Source organism: Gammaproteobacteria bacterium, assembly GCA_036381015.1.
In the GTDB taxonomy this organism is placed as follows: Bacteria; Pseudomonadota; Gammaproteobacteria; order Steroidobacterales; family Rariloculaceae; genus ZC4RG20.
Genome location: DASVDR010000020.1, coordinates 1 through 18,773, shown reverse-complemented (window position 1 = coordinate 18,773; position 18,773 = coordinate 1). Strand labels below are relative to the sequence as shown.

At 60.0% G+C, this 18,773-nt stretch carries 16 protein-coding genes and 2 tRNA genes; 9 read left to right on the top strand and 9 right to left on the bottom strand.

The annotated features are described in order from the left end of the window. Positions 1-21: 21 nt before the first annotated feature. Positions 22-627 carry an NTP transferase domain-containing protein gene (locus VF329_07465; protein HEX7080833.1) on the bottom strand — a complete coding sequence of 202 codons (606 nt, stop codon included), beginning with the start codon at positions 625-627 and terminating at the stop codon, positions 22-24. Between the two features lie 227 nt (positions 628-854). Here VF329_07465 and gltX point away from each other — a divergent pair, with 227 nt between their 5' ends. Further along, positions 855-2,276: a glutamate--tRNA ligase gene (gltX, locus tag VF329_07460; GenBank protein HEX7080832.1), complete on the top strand. Its 1,422-nt coding sequence runs from the start codon at positions 855-857 to the stop codon at positions 2,274-2,276. 38 nt (positions 2,277-2,314) lie between these two features. Here the strand turns inward: gltX and VF329_07455 are convergent. After that, a tRNA-Glu gene (locus VF329_07455) sits at positions 2,315-2,390 on the bottom strand. A gap of 325 nt (positions 2,391-2,715) precedes the next feature. Here VF329_07455 and VF329_07450 point away from each other — a divergent pair. Both VF329_07450 and VF329_07445 read left to right on the top strand, forming a co-directional pair. Next, complete coding sequence (locus VF329_07450; protein ID HEX7080831.1) at positions 2,716-3,090, top strand: DUF6516 family protein; 375 nt, start codon at positions 2,716-2,718, stop codon at positions 3,088-3,090. Then, entirely contained in the window at positions 2,999-3,367 is a 369-nt protein-coding gene (locus VF329_07445) for a hypothetical protein (GenBank protein HEX7080830.1), read from the top strand. Before VF329_07450 ends, VF329_07445 begins: the two co-directional genes overlap by 92 nt. Positions 3,368-3,427: 60 nt before the next feature. On the opposite strand, the gene VF329_07440 is transcribed toward VF329_07445, so the two are convergent. Together VF329_07440 and VF329_07435 are read right to left on the bottom strand one after the other, a co-directional pair. Further along, positions 3,428-3,503 (bottom strand) — tRNA-Ala (locus VF329_07440). A 142-nt stretch (positions 3,504-3,645) separates the two neighbouring features. Then, on the bottom strand, positions 3,646-4,575 hold the full coding sequence (locus tag VF329_07435) for a hypothetical protein (GenBank protein HEX7080829.1): 930 nt from the start codon (positions 4,573-4,575) through the stop codon (positions 3,646-3,648). Between the two features lie 775 nt (positions 4,576-5,350). On the opposite strand from VF329_07435, the gene VF329_07430 reads away from it, so the two are divergent. The 4 genes from VF329_07430 to VF329_07415 all read left to right on the top strand — a co-directional run bounded on the left by VF329_07430 (position 5,351) and on the right by VF329_07415 (position 9,676). Next, positions 5,351-5,848 carry an acyltransferase gene (locus VF329_07430; protein HEX7080828.1) on the top strand — a complete coding sequence of 166 codons (498 nt, stop codon included), beginning with the start codon at positions 5,351-5,353 and terminating at the stop codon, positions 5,846-5,848. Then, entirely contained in the window at positions 5,845-6,870 is a 1,026-nt protein-coding gene (locus VF329_07425; protein ID HEX7080827.1) for a Gfo/Idh/MocA family oxidoreductase, read from the top strand. The genes VF329_07430 and VF329_07425 overlap by 4 nt, the downstream gene beginning before the upstream one ends. Beyond that, entirely contained in the window at positions 6,867-7,985 is a 1,119-nt protein-coding gene (locus VF329_07420) for a DegT/DnrJ/EryC1/StrS family aminotransferase (protein ID HEX7080826.1), read from the top strand. Before VF329_07425 ends, VF329_07420 begins: the two co-directional genes overlap by 4 nt. A 431-nt stretch (positions 7,986-8,416) precedes the next feature. Further along, positions 8,417-9,676 (top strand): hypothetical protein, encoded by a 1,260-nt coding sequence (locus tag VF329_07415; GenBank protein HEX7080825.1) that lies wholly within the window; start codon positions 8,417-8,419, stop codon positions 9,674-9,676. A gap of 22 nt (positions 9,677-9,698) precedes the next feature. Here VF329_07415 and VF329_07410 read toward each other — a convergent pair whose 3' ends face one another. The 3 genes from VF329_07410 to VF329_07400 form a co-directional block, all read right to left on the bottom strand. After that, positions 9,699-11,075, bottom strand: a complete 1,377-nt coding sequence (locus tag VF329_07410; GenBank protein ID HEX7080824.1) for a nucleotide sugar dehydrogenase — start codon at positions 11,073-11,075, stop codon at positions 9,699-9,701. Between the two features lie 67 nt (positions 11,076-11,142). Then, complete coding sequence (locus VF329_07405; GenBank protein ID HEX7080823.1) at positions 11,143-12,318, bottom strand: glycosyltransferase family 4 protein; 1,176 nt, start codon at positions 12,316-12,318, stop codon at positions 11,143-11,145. Between the two features lie 26 nt (positions 12,319-12,344). Further along, complete coding sequence (locus tag VF329_07400) at positions 12,345-13,826, bottom strand: polysaccharide deacetylase family protein (protein ID HEX7080822.1); 1,482 nt, start codon at positions 13,824-13,826, stop codon at positions 12,345-12,347. Positions 13,827-13,953: 127 nt separating this feature from the next. Here VF329_07400 and VF329_07395 point away from each other — a divergent pair, with 127 nt between their 5' ends. After that, positions 13,954-14,790, top strand: coding sequence for an FkbM family methyltransferase (locus VF329_07395; GenBank protein ID HEX7080821.1), 837 nt, complete (start codon positions 13,954-13,956; stop codon positions 14,788-14,790). Here VF329_07395 and VF329_07390 read toward each other — a convergent pair. Together VF329_07390 and VF329_07385 are read right to left on the bottom strand one after the other, a co-directional pair. Beyond that, positions 14,717-16,198, bottom strand: a complete 1,482-nt coding sequence (locus VF329_07390; protein HEX7080820.1) for an O-antigen ligase family protein — start codon at positions 16,196-16,198, stop codon at positions 14,717-14,719. The two genes, VF329_07395 and VF329_07390, sit on opposite strands and share 74 nt — an antisense overlap. Positions 16,199-16,328: 130 nt before the next feature. Next, positions 16,329-18,104, bottom strand: a complete 1,776-nt coding sequence (locus tag VF329_07385; protein HEX7080819.1) for an asparagine synthase-related protein — start codon at positions 18,102-18,104, stop codon at positions 16,329-16,331. A 156-nt stretch (positions 18,105-18,260) separates the two neighbouring features. Between VF329_07385 and VF329_07380 the strand changes: the two genes are divergently transcribed. Continuing rightward, a partial coding sequence (locus VF329_07380) for a class I SAM-dependent methyltransferase (GenBank protein HEX7080818.1) occupies positions 18,261-18,773 on the top strand: 513 nt, incomplete at its 3' end.

The window sequence follows — 18,773 nt, the reverse complement described above, 5'->3', positions numbered from 1 at the left end:
CGTCTCACACTTGGTTGCAGGCTAAAAGCCCGCGCCTTCGGGCGCCTTGCCGAGCGCGCGAAGAGCCGCCGCGTGCTCTTCCGGCGCGTTCGCGCTCCGAAGCTTCGCCGGGTCCGCGGGCTCGACGAGGGCCACGACGCGGCTCTCGAGAACCCGGCGCGGCGACGCGCGCCCGCCGCGCATCTCGGCCGCCAGCGGCTCCCGAGCGGACGGCTCCCAGATCGTGCAGAGCGGCTCGATCGACCCGTCCTCGTGGACGAAAGCGGTCGCCGCAGCTTCCGGATCGCGCGCCGCGACGAGCTCGCGAAGGAAGCGCTCGTCCGCGAGCGGCAGATCGACCGCGAGCACGAGCCACGCCGCGTCCGGATGCCGCCGCCACGCCGCGAGCAGGCCGCCCGCGGGCCCGCGCCCCTCCTCGTCGTCGACGATCAGCGGCAGATCGGCATACGGCGCCGTGGCTGCCCGGCGCGCAGTGGTCGAGACGTAAGCCCGCCCGCAGACTCGGCCGAGCAAACGCCACGCGTGGACAGCCTGCGGCTCCGCGTGGTAAACCAGCGCGCCTTTGTCGCGTCCCATCCGCCGACTCTCGCCGCCGGCGAGGACGAGGCCGAAGAGAGGCGGAATCATCGCAGACGTCCTCGGCCGACGCAGCGGCAGCGACCGGCGTGTTCGCCTCCCGGCGCGCGCCTCTCGACGGCACATCTAATATGTATGGAACAATACGCTGCCCGGCGCGGTCGTCCAACGAACACCGCCGCACGCCGAGGACGCCTCGCGCGCGTCGCGCGGCCGCCGCCAAGACGGGCGAAGCCGCATGGCCGGCCAAACGTCGCTCTTGAATGAATGGATTCTCGATGATCGACCGCGTACGTACCCGCTTCGCCCCGAGTCCCACCGGGTTTCTTCACATCGGCAGCGTGAGAACAGCGCTCTACGCGTGGCTCTACGCGCGCCGTCACGGCGGGGACTTCATCCTGCGCATCGAGGACACGGATCGCGAGCGCTCGACGCAGGCCGCGGTCGACGCGATTCTCGAAGGGCTCGCGTGGCTCGGTCTCGACGCCGACGAGGGGCCGATCTATCAGACGCAGCGCTTCGATCGCTACCGCGAGGTCGTCGGCCGCCTGCTCGACGTGGGCCAGGCTTATCGCTGCTACTGCACCCGCGAGGAAATCGACGCGATGCGCGCGGAAGCGCAGGCGCGCGGCGAAAAGCCCCGCTACGACGGGCGCTGCCGAGCCGGCGACCGCGTTCGCCCGGACGTCGCGCCCACCGTGCGCTTCAAGAATCCCCTCGACGGCGAGGTCGTGCTCGACGATCTCGTGAAGGGGCGGATCGTCTTCGACAACGCCGAGCTCGACGACCTCGTGATCGCGCGCTCCGACGGCACGCCGACCTACAACTTCACGGTCGTCGTCGACGACATCGACATGCGGATCACGCACGTGATCCGCGGCGACGACCACGTCAACAACACGCCGCGGCAGATCAACATCTTTCGCGCGCTCGGCGCGGAGCCGCCGGCGTACGCGCACTTGCCGATGATCCACGGCCCCGACGGCGCGAAGCTCTCGAAGCGCCACGGCGCCGTCAACGTGCTCGAGTACCGCGAGATGGGTTTTCTGCCGGAGGCGATGCTGAACTATCTGGCCCGCCTCGGGTGGTCGCACGGCGATCAGGAAATCTTTTCCGTCGACGAGCTGACTCGGCTGTTCGACCTCGACAGAGTGAGCCGCTCGGCGGCGAGCTTCGATCCGGCGAAGCTCTTGTGGGTGAACCAGCAGCACATTCAGCGGGCTCCGGTCGAGCGGCTCGGCCCGTTGCTCGCGGAGCACTTGCGGCGGCAGGGGCTCGATCCGGCGAACGGCCCGCCGCTCGAGCTGACCGTCGAGGCGCTGCGCGAGCGCAGCCAGACGATGGTCGACATGGCCGAGCGCGCGCACTGCTATTACGAGGAGTACGAGGAGCTCGACGCGAAGGCCGCGCAAGCGCATTTGAAGCCGGCTGCGCGCGAGGTGCTCGTGGCGCTGCGGGAGGCGTTGGACGGTGTGCCGGAGTGGTCGGACCGCGCGACCGAGGACGCCGTCAAGGCCGTGGCGGAGCGGCTCGGGCTGAAGCTCGGCAAGGTCGCGCAGCCGCTCCGCGTCGCGATCACGGGGCAGGCCGCGTCGCCGGGCATCGGCGTCACGCTCGTCCTGGTGGGCCGTGAGCGGGCGTTGAAGCGGATCGACCGGGGGATCGCATATATCGACGGGCACGCGGCGACGGAGCGGTAGCGGAGCCGCGCGACGTCACGCAGGCACTCGTACATCTCTGGCGTCCCCAGGGGGATTCGAACCCCCGTTGCTGCCGTGAAAGGGCAGTGTCCTAGGCCTCTAGACGATGGGGACGTGTGGCGCGGCTATCGATGCGGGGGTACACGCCCCCTGGATCAGACGCGGAAGTCTAGGGAGCAGGCACCAGGGGGTCAAGCTGCCGAGGGAGGCGCCCGATCGCCGAGGCTTCCCGCAAGCCACGGTTCACAAAGCTGATTTTTCCGAGAACCCGGTCGCTTCTTGCGCGCACTGGTGCGATTTTCCAGCTCGCCGGCACGGCCTGCTCGAGCACGTTGCGGCGCATACGCGGTCTCTGCGGAGCCGTGACCGAGAGAGCAGCGCGTCGCTGACGCTGCAACAGGCAGCTGATGCTATTCACGGCATATGCTAGATTCTACATATGCCCGGCACCATCCTGATCGAGGACCGCACGCTTCTTATGGACAGCGGCGCAATCGTGCAGATCAGGATCTGGCAGTTGCCGGAGGAAACGAAAGAATGGCCCCACGGCCTCAGGTACTCCCTCTACTACGGGAGGGCCGGTGAACGGATCGTTGGATACGACAATGAGGCCGGGAATGAAGATCGCCGTCATTATCGCGGGCGGGAAAGAGCCTATCGATTCACGACCTACCGAAGTTGTCTTGCTGATTTTTGGCAGGACGTGAGGAAGGAGATCGAACGTGAAGGAAGTCGAGCTGCACGTCGAAACGCTGGATCGGTTGGTCGACGACACAATGGCGATGGCCGAAAGGATGGATCGCGGAGAACGTGAGCGGCAGGCGGCCCGAATCGCGTTCGAGAGCATGGAAACGTTCTTGAGGATTCTCACGCCCAACCGCTGGAGGCTGCTGCGCGCGCTGCGCGGATGCGGACCGTCGTCCATCCGGGCACTGGCGCGGACTCTCGGCCGGGACTACCGCGGTGTCCACGCCGACGTTATGGCACTCGTCGGTGCGGGTTTGGTCGACCGCGACGACCGGGGTGTGATTTCCGTTCCCTGGTCTCGAGTCACTGCAGAGCTGGCGCTGGATGTGTCCGCTTCCGCGTAACGCTATGATGCCTGCGCTCCCCTCTCGGCTTCAGAGCTTATGCTCCTGTGGGCGGAGGGATGGTGGAGCCAGCCGGGATCGAACCGGCGACCTCTACAATGCCATTGTAGCGCTCTCCCAGCTGAGCTATGGCCCCGTGCACCGCCGCGAGGCGAAGAAGTCTAGGGAGAGCAGAAGCGCGGGTCAACCAGGGGAGTCGCGGGTACCTCGCGATGCCCCCGGCTCGTAAGAGTCCGCCCGCTTTGATGGCGTTTACGACATCCTCTCAAGTTTCAATGTCATTCCGCTCGAAGATCGGTCGGCGCCTTCGGGAGCGCGACGGCACTACCTGTGTTCATCGGACCGATATACGACGTTGCAATCACCAGATTGTCATACCACTTGTCGTTTCGCTGGGACGACGACTGCCCTCCGTTCTCGAGTTGAATTTGATCGATCTTGAGTGACTCGACGTCTCGGAACCGAATGTTCGGCCAGTCCGCGATGAGCTCTCCGTCTTGCCAAACGGCAACGCGACCGTCTCTGCTCCCCGGAGTGTTCAACTTCACCATCACCTCGTAGCAGATCCATTCGCCGCGAGCCGGAACGACGTTCGGCCTGGGAACGAAGTTCTCTCCGAAGGATTGAGATCCGTTGCTCGTTGTTCCGTCCGGATACCAATGCTCCCCGTACACATCATCCTGCTCGGGATGGTAAACGTAAGCGTGTGTGTAGCCTGGCTCCTGTTCTGAGAATATCGTAGAGTTTTCAATATTCACCAAAAAGAAATCGGTACCATCCGGTCTACTACCGGGCCCCGAGTAGTTGCCCGTTATGCGCAATCCGTTGTGGGCAAAGCTGATTCCCTGATAGTCCTCCTGAAAGCGTGCGTATACCCGCATGAACAGCACATCGGAGGGACTAATGTTCCTTACGAGAGCATTCGAGACTTCGCCGCCGCTCGCCGGCATTCTGATTCTCAAGGCCTTCGAACCGCCGAAATGGACGGATTCGTCGAGAGCGAAGTTCGACTGCTGATAGTATCCGTAGTAGTCGCCCTCGCTTACGAATTGGTTTGGCGAGTCATATTCGAATCCATCGGCGAACAAGACCTCATCGTCCGAAGTGATGCCGGCGTCGTTCGGGTAGGACGCAGCAATGCCGGCATTCCCCTCCGGGAGCGGAGGCAGACTCTGTGAATAAGCCGCCATGCTAAAGAGGGAACCCACGATAAACGTGATCCCCGCCGCATGAACTCGACACGTCATCATATATCTACCCTCTTCCTTCGCCTTTGTAGCACTCTTTGGAATCCGCTGCCGACGCAGCTGGATTTTCGGTCCAGTGATTCAGAGCCGTACCCTTCGAGCAATCGCGGGATCACTTCGTCTGCCCTTCAATTTGTGAGTATCGGGCATCGAAGGCACTTACGGCCCCCCCATGCTCGTGAGTTGTGACGCATTTCGCGTAGCGATGCAATTTGTCGCTAATCGAGGACGGCCAGGAAGCCGAAAAGGTCAAGATCCGAGCAATGAAAAGACTCCGAAGGACCGGCGGCGGATGCGGGTCAAAGGCCGAACACTGCCAACCTCCACAAGAAGATAAGTCGGAAATCTCTGCGGAAGGATAAGCGGAGCAACGAGTCGATCCGCCTCCCACCCGCGGCATCCGTATCGCGCACTCGTCGAAGTAGTACCGCCGGATTCGCAAACACAAAATCCGACCCTCGTCACGCCCTCGCATCGACAAACATGATCAAATCCGCATCTCGATTAAAGACGTTCCAGCAAGTTGGGGGAGCGATCTCAGCGTCACCGCTGTGCCCGTCGGGCATCGTCTTGCCACGCGTGTACGGCGCGAGCTCGTTGCGGGATCGTGCTACCCGGCTGCACGTCATAGCTGGTTGCCAATCGTCGTAGATGCACGCGAGTCGCGTTCCCTCATGGTATCGTTGCGCGGAAACTCGGCTGGTACTCCGAGGTACTCAAATAAGGATCAACATCGATGGCCATCACCGAGTCGGTATCTCTCGGCCGCAACGTAAAAATATTTCACCCGTCCCTTGTCAACCTCTACGGCTGCACGATTGGAGAAGACTCGAAAATCGGCGCATTCGTGGAGATACAGAAGAACGCGTTCGTCGGGGCACGCTGCAAGATCTCTTCGCATACGTTCATTTGCGAAGGCGTCCGCATCGCAGATGAGGTCTTCATCGGCCACGGCGTCATGTTCACAAACGATATCTACCCACGGGCCACGAACGAGGACGGCTCCGCGCAGACGGAAGCCGACTGGAATGTCGTAGAGACACGCGTCGAGCGACGTGCGTCGATCGGATCGAACGCAACGATCCTTGCCGGCATCACGATAGGTGAAGGAGCGCTCGTCGGAGCAGGCGCTGTGGTCACTCGCGATGTCCCGCCATACGCCATCGTCGCCGGCGTCCCGGCACGCGTGATCGGCGATACTCGTCATAGCCAAAACGAACGGAAGAGAACATGATCAACATCGGTGTTATCGGTTATGGGTATTGGGGCCCGAATTTGGTTCGAAACTTCGCTGAAGTGGACGGCGCAAACGTTGCAGCAGTGGCAGACCTCGATACCCGAAAGCTAGAGTTGGTCAACAAGCGATACCCCACTGCCGTCACGACGACGCGCTTTCAGGATCTGCTCGAGGACACGTCCATCGACGCAATAGCCGTAGCCACACCGGTGCATACGCACTTCGAGCTGGGCATGGCAGCTCTCAAGGCGGGCAAGCACCTGTGGCTGGAAAAGCCTATGGCGGAAACCTCGTTTCAGGCCAACAAGCTCGTTGAAGAAGCCGCGAAGCGAAAGCGCGTGCTGCTCGTGGATCACACGTTCATTTATACCGGCGCAATTCGCAAGATGGGCGAGATCGTGCGCAGTGACGAGCTGGGGAAGATCTTTTACTACGACTCGATCCGCATCAACCTTGGCCTCTTCCAACGGGATGTAAACGTCATCTCGGACCTCGCGGTACACGATTTCGCAATCCTCGACTATCTGCTGCACGAGCACCCGATCGCCGTTTCCGCAAGCGGCGGCAACCATTTTCCAGGCACCCCGGAGAATCTCGCCTACATCTCGCTGTTTTATGAGAGCGGCACTATCGCTCACTGCAATGTAAGCTGGCTGGCGCCGGTGAAGGTCCGCCAAATCTTGCTGGGCGGCAGCGAAAAGATGATCGTGTACAACGATCTAGAGCCGAGCGAGAAGATCCGCGTTTACGATTCCGGCGTCAACTTCACCGACGACCCGGAACGTATTCACGAGATGCGTGTGGGATACCGCACGGGAGACATGTGGGCGCCCAAGCTGCCCACTACGGAAGCTCTCCGCGTCGAAGGCGAACACTTCATAGAATGCATCCGGAACGATACGACACCCGAGACTGACGGTGAGCTCGGCCTGCGGGTCGTCGAAATCATCGAGGCGGCTACCAGCTCTATGCGGGGTCGCGGTGAGACCGTGTACATCCAGAAGAGGAAGGCATCGTGATCCCATTCCTGGACCTCAAAGCCCAATACGCCAGCATCAAATCGGAGGTCGACGCAGCAATTCAGGGCGTGCTGGACACGGCCGGCTACATCTTGGGTCCGGAAGTAGCGAAGTTCGAGGAGGAATTCGCGACTTACTGCGGAGCTCAGTTCGGAATCGGCGTGAATTCCGGGACGAGCGCTCTGCACCTCTCGTTGCTCGCTGCGGGAATCGGACCCGGCGACGAGGTCATTACGGTGCCTTTCACATTCGTGGCTACCGTAGCTGCCATCGAGTATGCGGGCGCCCGACCTGTCTTCGTCGACATCGATCCAGACACCTACAACATGGATCCGGCTCGCCTCGAAGCCGCCATAACACCACGGACGCGAGCCGTGATTCCCGTGCACCTGCATGGCCTGATGGCAGAAATGGATCCGATTCTGGCGGTGGCCCGCGAGCACGGCCTAGTCGTCATCGAGGACGCTTGTCAGGCACACGGCGCGGAATATCGGGGTAGGCGTGCAGGAAGCTTCGGCGACCTGGCCGCCTTCAGCTTCTACCCCGGGAAGAATCTAGGCGCGTACGGCGAAGGTGGTATGGTGGTGACCAACGATCCGGAGCTGGCCAAGCGAGTGCGAATGCTCCGGGACTGGGGTGCGGAAAAGAAATACCACCATGTGTTGAAAGGTTACAACTACCGCCTCGAGGGGATCCAGGGCGCAGTATTGCGAGTGAAGCTGCGGCATCTCGAAGCGTGGACCGAAGGGCGGCGTAGGGCTGCGGCACATTACGATCGCTTGCTGGACGGGACAGGGGTCGTCGTTCCGCAAGCGAAGCCATACCAGCGGCACGTCTACCACGTGTACGCAATCCGTTCGCCGAATAGGGAAGCCTGGCAGGCGGCGATGAATGCGAAAGGCATTCAGACCGGTATTCACTACCCGTTCCCGGTGCACCTGCTCGACGCGTACTCGAATCTCGGTTATAGGGCCGGCGACTTTCCGCACTCGGAGCGTGCGGCCGACGAGGTGCTCTCCCTTCCGATGTTTCCGGAGCTCACGTCCGAACAGTGCGAAATAGTCGCCGGGGTTGTAGCGGAGCTCGCTGCTGCCGACTTCGCAGCGGCATCATAAACGTCGCGAGGTGCCACCGCGGTCTTAACGTTCGCGAGCATCAGCGCCGGCTTTACCCTCCGACGATTGCGCCCTGGAGCCGCATCGTCACGGCGAAATTTGCGACACAGTTCACGGAGATGGGCTGCGCGCAGGCGCTATCCCATGCTCGCAGAGGCAGCAATCACTGTCGCCAAAGTTCTACATATGGACATATCGCGCATCTCCTCGCCTAATAGTGCTTGGTGCTCGGTTTACTGATACGAGCGTTGCGTCGCCCGCGGCGCTGCCGGCTTGGGCCACAAGTCGTTAATCCGAAGCGGCGCGCACTGTGCTCGTTCCGATGTGACGCCTAACATAATCGGCAACGACCAAGTAGAGGTGGACTGGATCGTCGGTCTTCTTCAGAAGATACCGTATGACATCAAACACCTGACCGGAGAGAGCGATCTATGAATCGTGCGATTTACGTAAGCAGCCTGGCGGCTGCGAGTTGGTTGGGATTTGCTGCCCCTTCATGGAGCGATACGATCACGGCCGGCAGCTGCTCGCAGTCCGACGTCCAGGCCGCTATCGATAGCTCGGCGGATGGCGACGATGTCATCGTGCCGAATGGGAGTTGCACCTGGACTTCCAACGTGTCTATCCGTGGCAAAGGAATACATCTGCACAGCGCGTCCGTGGGCGGCGTTACGATTACGCACAGCGCCGGAAGTCGAGATCTCCTCATCGTGCTTGCCGACCAAAGTCATAACGTGGAGATCAGCGGATTTCGTTTCCTACCGGGCTCAGTTTCGAATCCCGCCCATTACATATTGGTCGAGGGAATCGGCAAACCCGTTCTGGTTCACGATCTTTACATGCGTATTGAAGACTTCGGTGTGTCCTGCATTCGGTGGGGCGCGCGTGGAGGCGTGATATGGAACAACGTGTTCGAGTCACGCGATCGCGGAGGAGCCGGCAGCGGATGTCTGCCCATCAAGGCGGAAAGCAACGAGTTCGACGTTTCGTGGACAACGCCTTCGACTTTCGGCACCGATGATGTGGGCGGTGACCAGAACGTCTACATCGAGGACAACACCTTTCGAGCGATCATCTATCAAGCAATCGATCCCGACGGAAATGCGCGCGTTGTAATCCGCCATAACACGTTCGACAACTCGGCCATGGCCTCGCATGGGGCGGACACGGGCCCGGATGGCATGCGGCATGCGGAGGTCTACGACAACAGGTTTATCTTCACCGCGAGCGGATCGGAGTATGACTTTCCGCTGGCGCTGAACAATTTCATGTACATTCGAGGCGGCTCGTGGGTAATTACCGACAACGAGATTGACGACATCCGTTCCCAGCTCTGGGGCGACAAGGACGAGATCATGGTGACCGTTCAGAATCTGCGCCGCCGATCAGGTCCTTATCCGTGCTGGACGACGTACCCGGTTCCGAGGCAGTTTGGCCAAGGCTACGACACCGCCCCGACCCTCGAACCGGCGTACATCTGGAATAACACCGGTGACGGACAGCTGACACCGCAGCTCTCGGACTACGATCCGGATCAATGCGGAAACAATTTGCACACCGATGACTTCGTCCAGGAAGGACGGGACTATTTCCTCGAAGCGAAGCCGGGGTATCGCAAATACCCCTATCCTCATCCGCTCAGAGATGATAGGCCCGCGCCTAAAGCGCCGAGTGGGCTCCAGGTCAACTGAGTGCTAGCTGAAACGGCTTTTCTCAAGACGGTGAAAGAAGCGTGACTTCATCGGCACCCGATTTCTCGGGTGCCGGCCGGTATTGCGCATCTTTCGCGGATGTCAATCCTACCTCCGAGCGAGAAGATCGGCCGATCCCGAAGTAGAGAATTCCGGTCGCCTCTACCTCGTATCGCTGCCAAAGGTTCCGTCCGTCGAGAACGCATTCGACTCCCGCGCGTCGCCAAGCCGCAAAGTCGGGCGCTGCGAACTCTTTATGCGCCGTGTTGAGCACCACGAGCTGCGCCCCCTCCACACCGCCCGGTTCGAAGCCCGCGGATCGGATCTCCTCATCCGTGTAATACGGATCCTCCAGCGTAATATTTGCACCAACCCTGTTCAAATGATCTCGCATTGAATACGCCGGGCTCAATGTATCGACCTTCACCCCAGGGCGAAACGCGAGGCCCAGCAGGTGAACTCGTTTACCTTTTAGCGGCTTCCACGCTTCGGCAACCCGCTCCAGTTGCCTCGCGGGCTGGTTATCGTTGATCTCGCGTGCCGCCTCCGAGATACGCTGGCTCATCCCCAGCCGCCGTGACGCTTTGGTAAGGAAGTACGGATACACAGGAGTGCAGTGACCTCCGACGCCGATGCCGGGAAGGAGCAGGCTCGATTCGCCGTCGCTATTCGCGGCCTTGCGAATCCGCTCGAAATCGACCCCGGCGAGCTCGCAAAACGCCGCCAACTCGTTTGCGAGAGCGATGTTCACATCTCGATAGAGCATGCCGACGAGCTTGGCCGTCTCAGCCGCTTCGAGGGTCCCAACGTCCTCTACCGGAGCCCCAAGATATTTGGCATATAAGGCGATCGCTGACTGGCGCGAAGCGGCATCGATACCACCCACGACTTTGGGGGTCGATTCCAGCCGGGAAAGCACCAAGTTAGCCTTGACCCGCTCGGGACTGTATGCAACCTGAAAGTCCGCCCCGGCCTTCATGCCGCTGTTTTCCTCGAGCACGGGGACCAGATGGCGGCGTGTACCTCCTACACTGACGGTCGTCTCGTAAACGACGAGAGCACCGCGCCTGAGCCCCCTGCCCACGGCTGCAGATGCTGCCCGCAGAATGTTGAAATCGATGTCACGATCACGGGTCAAATGCGCTGGAACTATCACGACAATCGCATCCGATTGCGCTGCCGCGGCAGTAGTGTCGGTGGTCGCTTGAAGGCGTCCCTGTTGGTGAAGGACCGCCATGAGCCCCGCCAAGCCGGGCTCCTCATAAGGGCAATCCCCTGCGTTGATGCGGCCAACGAGATCGGGTCTTACGTCGCTGACGATGACTGACGCGCCATGCTTGCCGAAAACGCAGGCTAGCGGGAGGCCCATGCGCCCCCCGCCGACAACGGTGATCTTCATACGCCCTCTTTGTGATTCCGTAGTTATTCGAAATGCTATGGAGCGGGAGCGCTCCTGCCCGCCCTCGTCACGCTTCCAGAAGCCGCCCGACAAGGCCTGTGTATACCTTCTTGTGCTCCGTCCATCTGTGGGCGCGTCCGAAGCGTTCTGTCGCCTGCTCCGCCAAGCTCACCCGCATGCAGGGATCCCGGTATAGCGCGAGAATAGCCTCCGCGAGCGAATCGGGATTCTCCGCTTCGAAGAACTTGACCATTCGCTCGTCGAAATAACGCCTAATGGTTCCGGTTCGCGGAACTATACAAGGGATTCCCATGCTGACGTACTCCAACAGCTTCGTCGGAAGCATTATGTCAGTACCCGCCGCTACACGCAGCGGTATCAGCCCAACATCTGCATCTCTTATCATGCGCGGGATATCTTCAACCGGCACGAATCCTTCGCTGAACGTAACGACCTGCTGCAGTCCGTGCTCGTCACGAAGCCGGATCAGGGCATCACGCTCCTCTCCGGCTCCAATGATCCTCATCTCGATCTCCGGGATCCTCCGTGCCACGGCGGCTATCGCGAGAATTGCCACGTCGAGCCCCAAGCGCCGGGCCAACGTGCCGTGGTATACCAGCACGAACTTGGATCCTTTCGGCTTCGTAGCAGTAGATGCTCGAGCCGCAAAGATGCGCTCGTCCGGCAAGTTCATGAGAACGTGAATTTTCGCGCGAGGAATCCCTCGGTCCGAAAGGATATCTCGCAGTCTATCCTCGACCGTCAACACGGCCGTGGCGAATCTGCCCGCGAGCCGCTCCTGCAGTTTCAGCGCGCGTACGAGCCAATGGCGATCTGCAAAGCGAAATTTCTCCACGAACAGCTCGGGCATCAGATCGTGGATGTCGTGAATCACCGGACGACCACTGAGGCGCTGCCACCAGGCGGCGAACACCAGGAAATCCGGCATGTTATTGATGTGCACCAGGTCATAACGAAACGGGTGCCGGAGTAGATGCAGAGACAGACACGCAAAGAAGAGCAAATAGTCGAGTACGTAGATCGCGACCGAGGTACGAGAATCGTTCAGACGGGGCATCTTGATGACCTCGACCCCGGCTATCGTCTCACGGTTCGGTTGCTCGGGCTGGCGGCTGGCGATGAAGACCACTTTGTAACCAAGCTCGACGAGCGCTTCAGCCTCTCGACGTACCCGCGGGTCTCGCCGATAGTTGGTATACGCCGCCATCAGGATTGTCGCCATGAACTTCGCTCCCGGTGCTTCTAACGTCACACAGCGGCCCCAGAGGACGCGACTGCCGTTCGCTTCGTGAAGCTCGAATATTGTCTGGCGTTGTCACGCCAGTAGGCGTTGATCGTTCTCCCATCCGTACCAAGCCCGTTCGTACTTCGCACGTAGTCAATCAGCTTCCAAAACAGCGTGTCATACCCGGGATCACGAGCTCCTCCGAAGACAATCGGGTGCCAAACCACGGAGACGAATCCTCTCTTTCGCTTCAGCCGCGCGAGCTCGGATTCGAGAAACTCCCAGGCGCGGCCCGCCTTCAGCCCCATGTAGCTGCGCAGCGTAACGTCCATATAGAACAGCGCTATCTCCACGACGTCGTACGGCCGGTCGTCCGCCAGCGAGTACGGAAAATACGGGTAGGAAAAACCTGCTCGCGCACCGGCGCGATCAGGGAACCCCATCGACATGTCATACTCGATGCCCGCTCGCTCCTGAGCCCCGAAGAGCGCGTCGTACCCGAACGACAGGAAATGCTGCCGAGATCCGAGCGGTCGCCCAAGCGTGCGCGTCAGCAACTCGACCTCCCGTATGTACCACTCGGGCACTTCAGTGGAACGGTAGCTCCCGTGTAAACAAACCTCGAAGCCCGCCTCGACGATTCTGCGCAAATACGCCAGTACGGCCTCGTCCTCGATCCTGTAGTTCACATCGTTTGGATGCATATGTCCGACAGCTACTTGGAACGAAGACATGACACCCGATTGCCTCTCTACGTCGATGATATGAGGCACGCAACCATATACATCACGACCGCGAAGAACGCCGCCAACCCAACCCTTCGCGGCTCGTAATGCCTCGAACACATCGCGTTCCCTGATCAAATGACGAAGAAGGGTCTTTGCGCCTTGTCTGGCGGTATCGAGGAATCCACTTGGAACAAAGTCGATGTCGTGCGAAAGCACGACGCCGTATTCGGAGCTCCCCGGCCACACCGGATCAGGCCATGGTTCGACGCCGGCGCGCCAGCAGGCGATATCGAGAGCCTCCATCAGCCGGTCTAGATACTGATCGACGATATCCTGCGGGACGCCGCGCCGTCGGAATACGCTCCGTGAATAGAGGGCACGCGAGTCCGTTTCCTCTTGGGCCCGCCTCTCCGACCACGACGATAGAAAGTAAAATGCGTTCGCGATGAGATCGAAGGAGATCGTCGCCTCCGATTCCGGCGCATCAACGCATTCCGGGGAAACCACAGCCAGCTCGCCATGAAAAGACGCCTGCTCGTCCTCCCGTTGGCGAGAGAAATCCCAAGCTTCGGCAAAGTGAGCGATGGCAACACACCGCCGCTCCCGGGCGTCGCAAAGCTCCTCCTTCGGCGCGTAGAGCAGCCACGGACCATCGGATGGCGGATCTTCGGCGTAGACAACCGGGATCCTCCTCGCCATGAGCAGGGTGTCGAAGACGTACCGCGCCCGGTGCACCAGAGCGTCATTGCATCTAAGAACGATCGGGAGCCGTCGCATCACGCTTTCCGATTCGTAGAGCCGGGACTACAAGCGTCCCCGATTCTGTGAGATGCACGCAAGCTCGCTGTTCGCATATCGGGTATGCTTAGCCGCAATTCCTCGAGTAGATATGTCTGGAGCCCAGATGGGCGGAATCGTCACCGCGCTTCGCAAGGTCCTCGAGCCAATCGGCGTGTACCATCGATTGCGAGCATCGCGTATCTACGACGCGTATTGGCGTATAGCAGAGCCTGAGATACTGCACGCGCGCGACCGTGAGGTCGAATTCTATCGTTCTCTGCTGCGCGGTCTCACTGAAGGTGACCTGATCTACGACATCGGGGCTAACCACGGCTACAAGACCGACATCTTCTTGCGGTTGGGCGCTCGCGTCGTCGCAGTCGACCCCGACCCGGCTAACCATGCAATCCTTACTCAGAAATTTCGCAGCCTCCGATTGGTAAGAAGACCCGTCACTATCGTTCAGAAGGCTGTCAGCCGCGAGAAAGGCCACATGACACTGTGGATCGACGAGCCGGGGTCCGCAAAGAACACCTTGAGCCCCAAATGGGTGGATACGCTGCGGCACGACTCCGACCGGTTCGGGCACACGCTCACCTTCAACGCTCAACGCGAGGTCGAGACAACGACGATCGCCGACATGATCGAAGTTTACGGCCGCCCTTTTTTCATCAAGATCGACGTCGAGGGGCACGAGCTCGATGTCATTCTCGGGATGCGAGAGCCGGTACCGTACCTTTCCTTCGAGGTAAATCTCCCCGAGTTCCTCAGCGAAGGCCTCGAATGCGTCAAGGCGTTGGATCGGCTCGGCCCGAATTCTCTATTCAATTATTCTCCGAGTGTAGAGACGGGCCTGGCATTGCCTCAGTGGCTTCCTGCCGCGCCGTTCAGTGAGGCGGTGTCTGCGTGCGGGACGTCGTCGATCGAAGTCTTTTGCGCCACTCGCCTCTTGGCGGATTGACCCAGCGGGAAACGTGCGCGCGTCCACCGTGTACGGCTGCGCGTCTGATTGTCGTGAGCTGACCCGCTATTCTTCGCCCTGCCCTCTTCCTCTCGCCTTCGAGCAGAGCGGAATGCGGATAGTTAACGGCAATCAGATGAAAAATCGTCCATATGAAGTGAACTCCTTTGAATGCGGCTTCGGTATAGTTGTAGAACACTATAACGACCAGAAAGGCGAGTCTCAGGCGCGCCATGTCCGAGTCTTCGAGAAACTGCGAGCAAATGTTCCTAAACGTCGAGATCAGCAGGCCTCCCAGTAAAAATACGCCGATCAATCCGAGGTTGAGATAAGTTTCGATATAGCCGTTGTGGGCTTGATTCGGTTGCCACCACCACTTCGCCCAAAGCACCTCCAAGCGGCTACCTAGCCAAAAGCTCTCGAATCCTGTACCCAGCAATACGTTCGGCTGCAGGGCGATCACGTCCGCCCACACCTTGGTGCGATCGGTAAGCGTCGGGTCACGATTCAGCAATTGAATCACGGTGTCGTAAACGTCAAATGTCGCCTCGATAAGAATGCAGGCGAGCACCGTGACGACGACGTATGTCCCCACAAAGCGCTTGTTCACTAGACGCGAACCCATAGCAAGCACGATCCCCACGCCTATCACCAGCGTTGCAAGGGACGTCGCACTGTCGGCCATGTGGAGCAGCCAAAGCGCCATGCCGATGAGCCCTGCGGAGAGCAGAATTTCACTGCGTCTTTCCCAGTTGTCTTCGAGTTTTCGAGCGATCAGCAGATACCAGAAAAAGAAGAGGCCAAAAACCATGCTGAGGTAGCCGAGGTAGTTCTTGTTTATCCCGACGCCCTTGTTGAAAGCCTCGCCGGTCCACGGATCGAAACCTCGCCCGTATTCCGGGTAGTACTTGATAAACAGAACGGAGACCGGCAGAAGGAGGAATGCGCATCGCTTCATTACCACGACGAGCGCCTTCTTCGGATTCGGATCCGTGAGGATCACCAGCGCGACAAGAGGATGGCCCAGCACCTTGATCCATCGCTTGAAGGCGATGAAGGGAAAGTCCGACCAGAGAACGGAGATGAGACCGAACGCCAGGAATGCAACCATCCACCCGTTCCAGCGCACGACATCCGCGACCTTGACACCCCGTCGTACGAGAACGGCCACCGACATGACCATGCACGCCAAGAAGAAGGCGGCATCGATCGGACTCCCGTCGGTCACGTTGAATTCTTGCGGTTGACCGAGGGCCAGCCACTGTGAAACGAATCGTGAGCCGGTTATCACCAGCCAAGCGACGGGAATCCATAAGGCCGGGCTCGGCGAGTCGTCCTTTCGAGATTCCCGAATGAACAGCCCGGCGATGAATACCGTGGTCAGGAGGCTGGCTAATGCCGGCGACATGGCAGCGATCCGGTCACTCGATTGCTTCCCGAGCTCTCTCCGAGCTCAATGCGGAATCGAACCCATAAGCCAGCTCGACCTCATTATGACTCGTTCGTCGCACTCGATTTGCCACGTCCACTGACGCGTCTCATGCTGGATCGCGAACGGTACTTCCTATCAGGCGACGCTGCACAGCTTCCAGCGTAAGAATCGCATGTATTTCACGCAGGTAATTTCGCCGTCCTTTTTGGTGGTCCGGTAGAATACGATCCAACGTTGCCCCGTTCCACCAAGACATTCGCCTCGTACTCGGGTCGCTCAGGACGCTAGCCACGTAGCCCGCGAGCTCCTGCTTGAACCAGTTCCTGTAGGGTAGGAACTTGTGTACTCCCAGCAACCTGGTATGGGAAAGCAGTCGAAAACCCGGCTCGAGCTTCGTTAGAGGCGGCGCCAGCCCTTCCTTGTGCAAATAGTCGAGCTTGAACGTCACCTCCGAAAGAAGCCTGCTCCAGGGCCGAGGCCGAAGCTTCGAATCCGGCAAAACTCCGCGATCCGTCGGAATCCGGCCGAGGACGTGATTATGCCGCGCGACCAGCTCTGCACAGGCCGACGGCGAATTCCGCTCGGCGGCGGGAGCGCGCACCGCGAGCTGCACGACGGCATTGCTCATAAACGGGGTACGCAGCGTTACCTGGGAGCGTGCCGCCGCGGGAATGCCGTAGTGAATCGACGGAATCTCGTGAAATGCTGCAAAGATGACCGGATGCGTCTCGGGCGCAACATCGCGCTCGCGAAGCGATGCAAGCCGCGATTGCAGACAAGGATCGAGAACGTCTTCGGCGAGGTTGATCGGCTTGAACGTCGACATACCTCGGAGAATCTCGCTACCGAAGTTCCCGGTCATTCGAACGGGTGCAAGTTGCTTTGCTTTTGCGTTCAGATAGATCTCATGCGCTCCCAATGCCCCGGCGTAGCCATCGGTAACGAATACAGTCCGGTCCACGTAATGGCCATAGTCCGCCAAGAAATCCGGTCCGACACGTAGCAAATGATGCTCGAGTCCACACGCCTGCGCTACCCGCTTCCCGAGTCGCGCGTCGAGTGTTTCACCCTCGACTCCCACGAACGTGTAACAGATCGGGGTGCGGGTGGTCTCCGGCAGGAGAGCCATGACCATGCGGGTATCAAGACCGCCGGTTATTGAAATTCCGATGGAAGCTTGCGAGCTTACGCAGCGTTTTACTGCACTCTGCAATGCGTCGGAGAGCTCCTCTCTAAACTGCTCGGCCGTCAGCTCTGGCAGCTCTCGCCACGCATTCGGATCGAAATAGAGGCGCCTCGCCAACGGAAGGTGGCCATCGAAAGCCCAAATGGAGCCGGGTTGCATTACGCGGAGATCGCGAAACAGCGTTCGATCCGGTAAGGCCGCGCCGTAAATGAGAAATTGCACCACTCCGTCATCGTCGAAAGCTCTCAACTGTGGCAGTACGCTCAGTAGGGCCTTCGCCTCGCTCGCGAAATAGAGAGCGCTGCTGGTCTCGTGATAGTAAATGCGCTCCGCTCCGAAGCGGTCGTTGAATAGCACGGCGCGACCCTGTAACGGATCGATCAGCATGCCGGCGAAGGAACCGTCGATGGCCGTAACGAACTCGTCTCCGTCGCGGTCGTAGCCTTTCAGCAGCGCGCGGCCACCGCACTCGCCGGCGAATATCAGAGCGCGATCGCCGCGATCGTCGAACGTGATTCGCGCGGCCGCTTCCCTTTCATCGTGAGCCGTCCATCCCGCATAAACGCCGAGCTCGGGAGCAGCGTGAGTGCCTGCGACATAGCTTTGCTCGTGCATCATTGTTGCGAGCATAGTCTTGATCTGCCGCTGATATGCCTCGGACGGGCCTCGGCCTATGATCCCCACGATTCCCGGCACTAGATACTCCCGGTCTCACAACTCCTGACATAGGGTAGCTCGAAAATTTCGAGCTTGCCGTCGCTTGGCACTCATCCCGAGCAGTGTGGTGTTGGCGCCTCCATAGGTCGACGGGCTATACTCCCGCCGCTTCTCGTCCCCTACAAATAACGGAACATGGACGTACCGATAGAGTTCGAGCGCAGGTTTTGGAACGAATGGAACAAGTGTCGCGAGCAGGATCAAGGCGACGTATCCAAGGACCAAATGGAGATGTTGCACCGATGGCTCGAAGGCAGGAGCGGGCTCAGGATACTGGACGCAGGTTGCGGGAGCGGCTGGACGGCAAAAGCTCTACTCCAATACGGTTCCGTCGTCGGCACCGACCTTGCCGATGAAGCGATCACGCGCGCTCGGGCGAGAGTCCCGGAGGCGACGTTCATCGCGGGCGACTTCATGAAGCTGGACCTCGGCGAAAGGTTCGACGTAGTCGTGTGCTTGGAGGTCTTGTCGCACGTCGCGGATCAGCAGGCATTCATAGAACGTCTGGCAAAGACCCTCAAGCCTGGAGGTGAGCTTCTGCTCGCAACGCAGAATCGCCGAGTATTGGAGCGCAGCTCCCACATCGCCCCCGTGCAGCCGGGCCAAAGGAGACGCTGGCTGGACAGGGCCGAGCTCCTGGAAATGTTG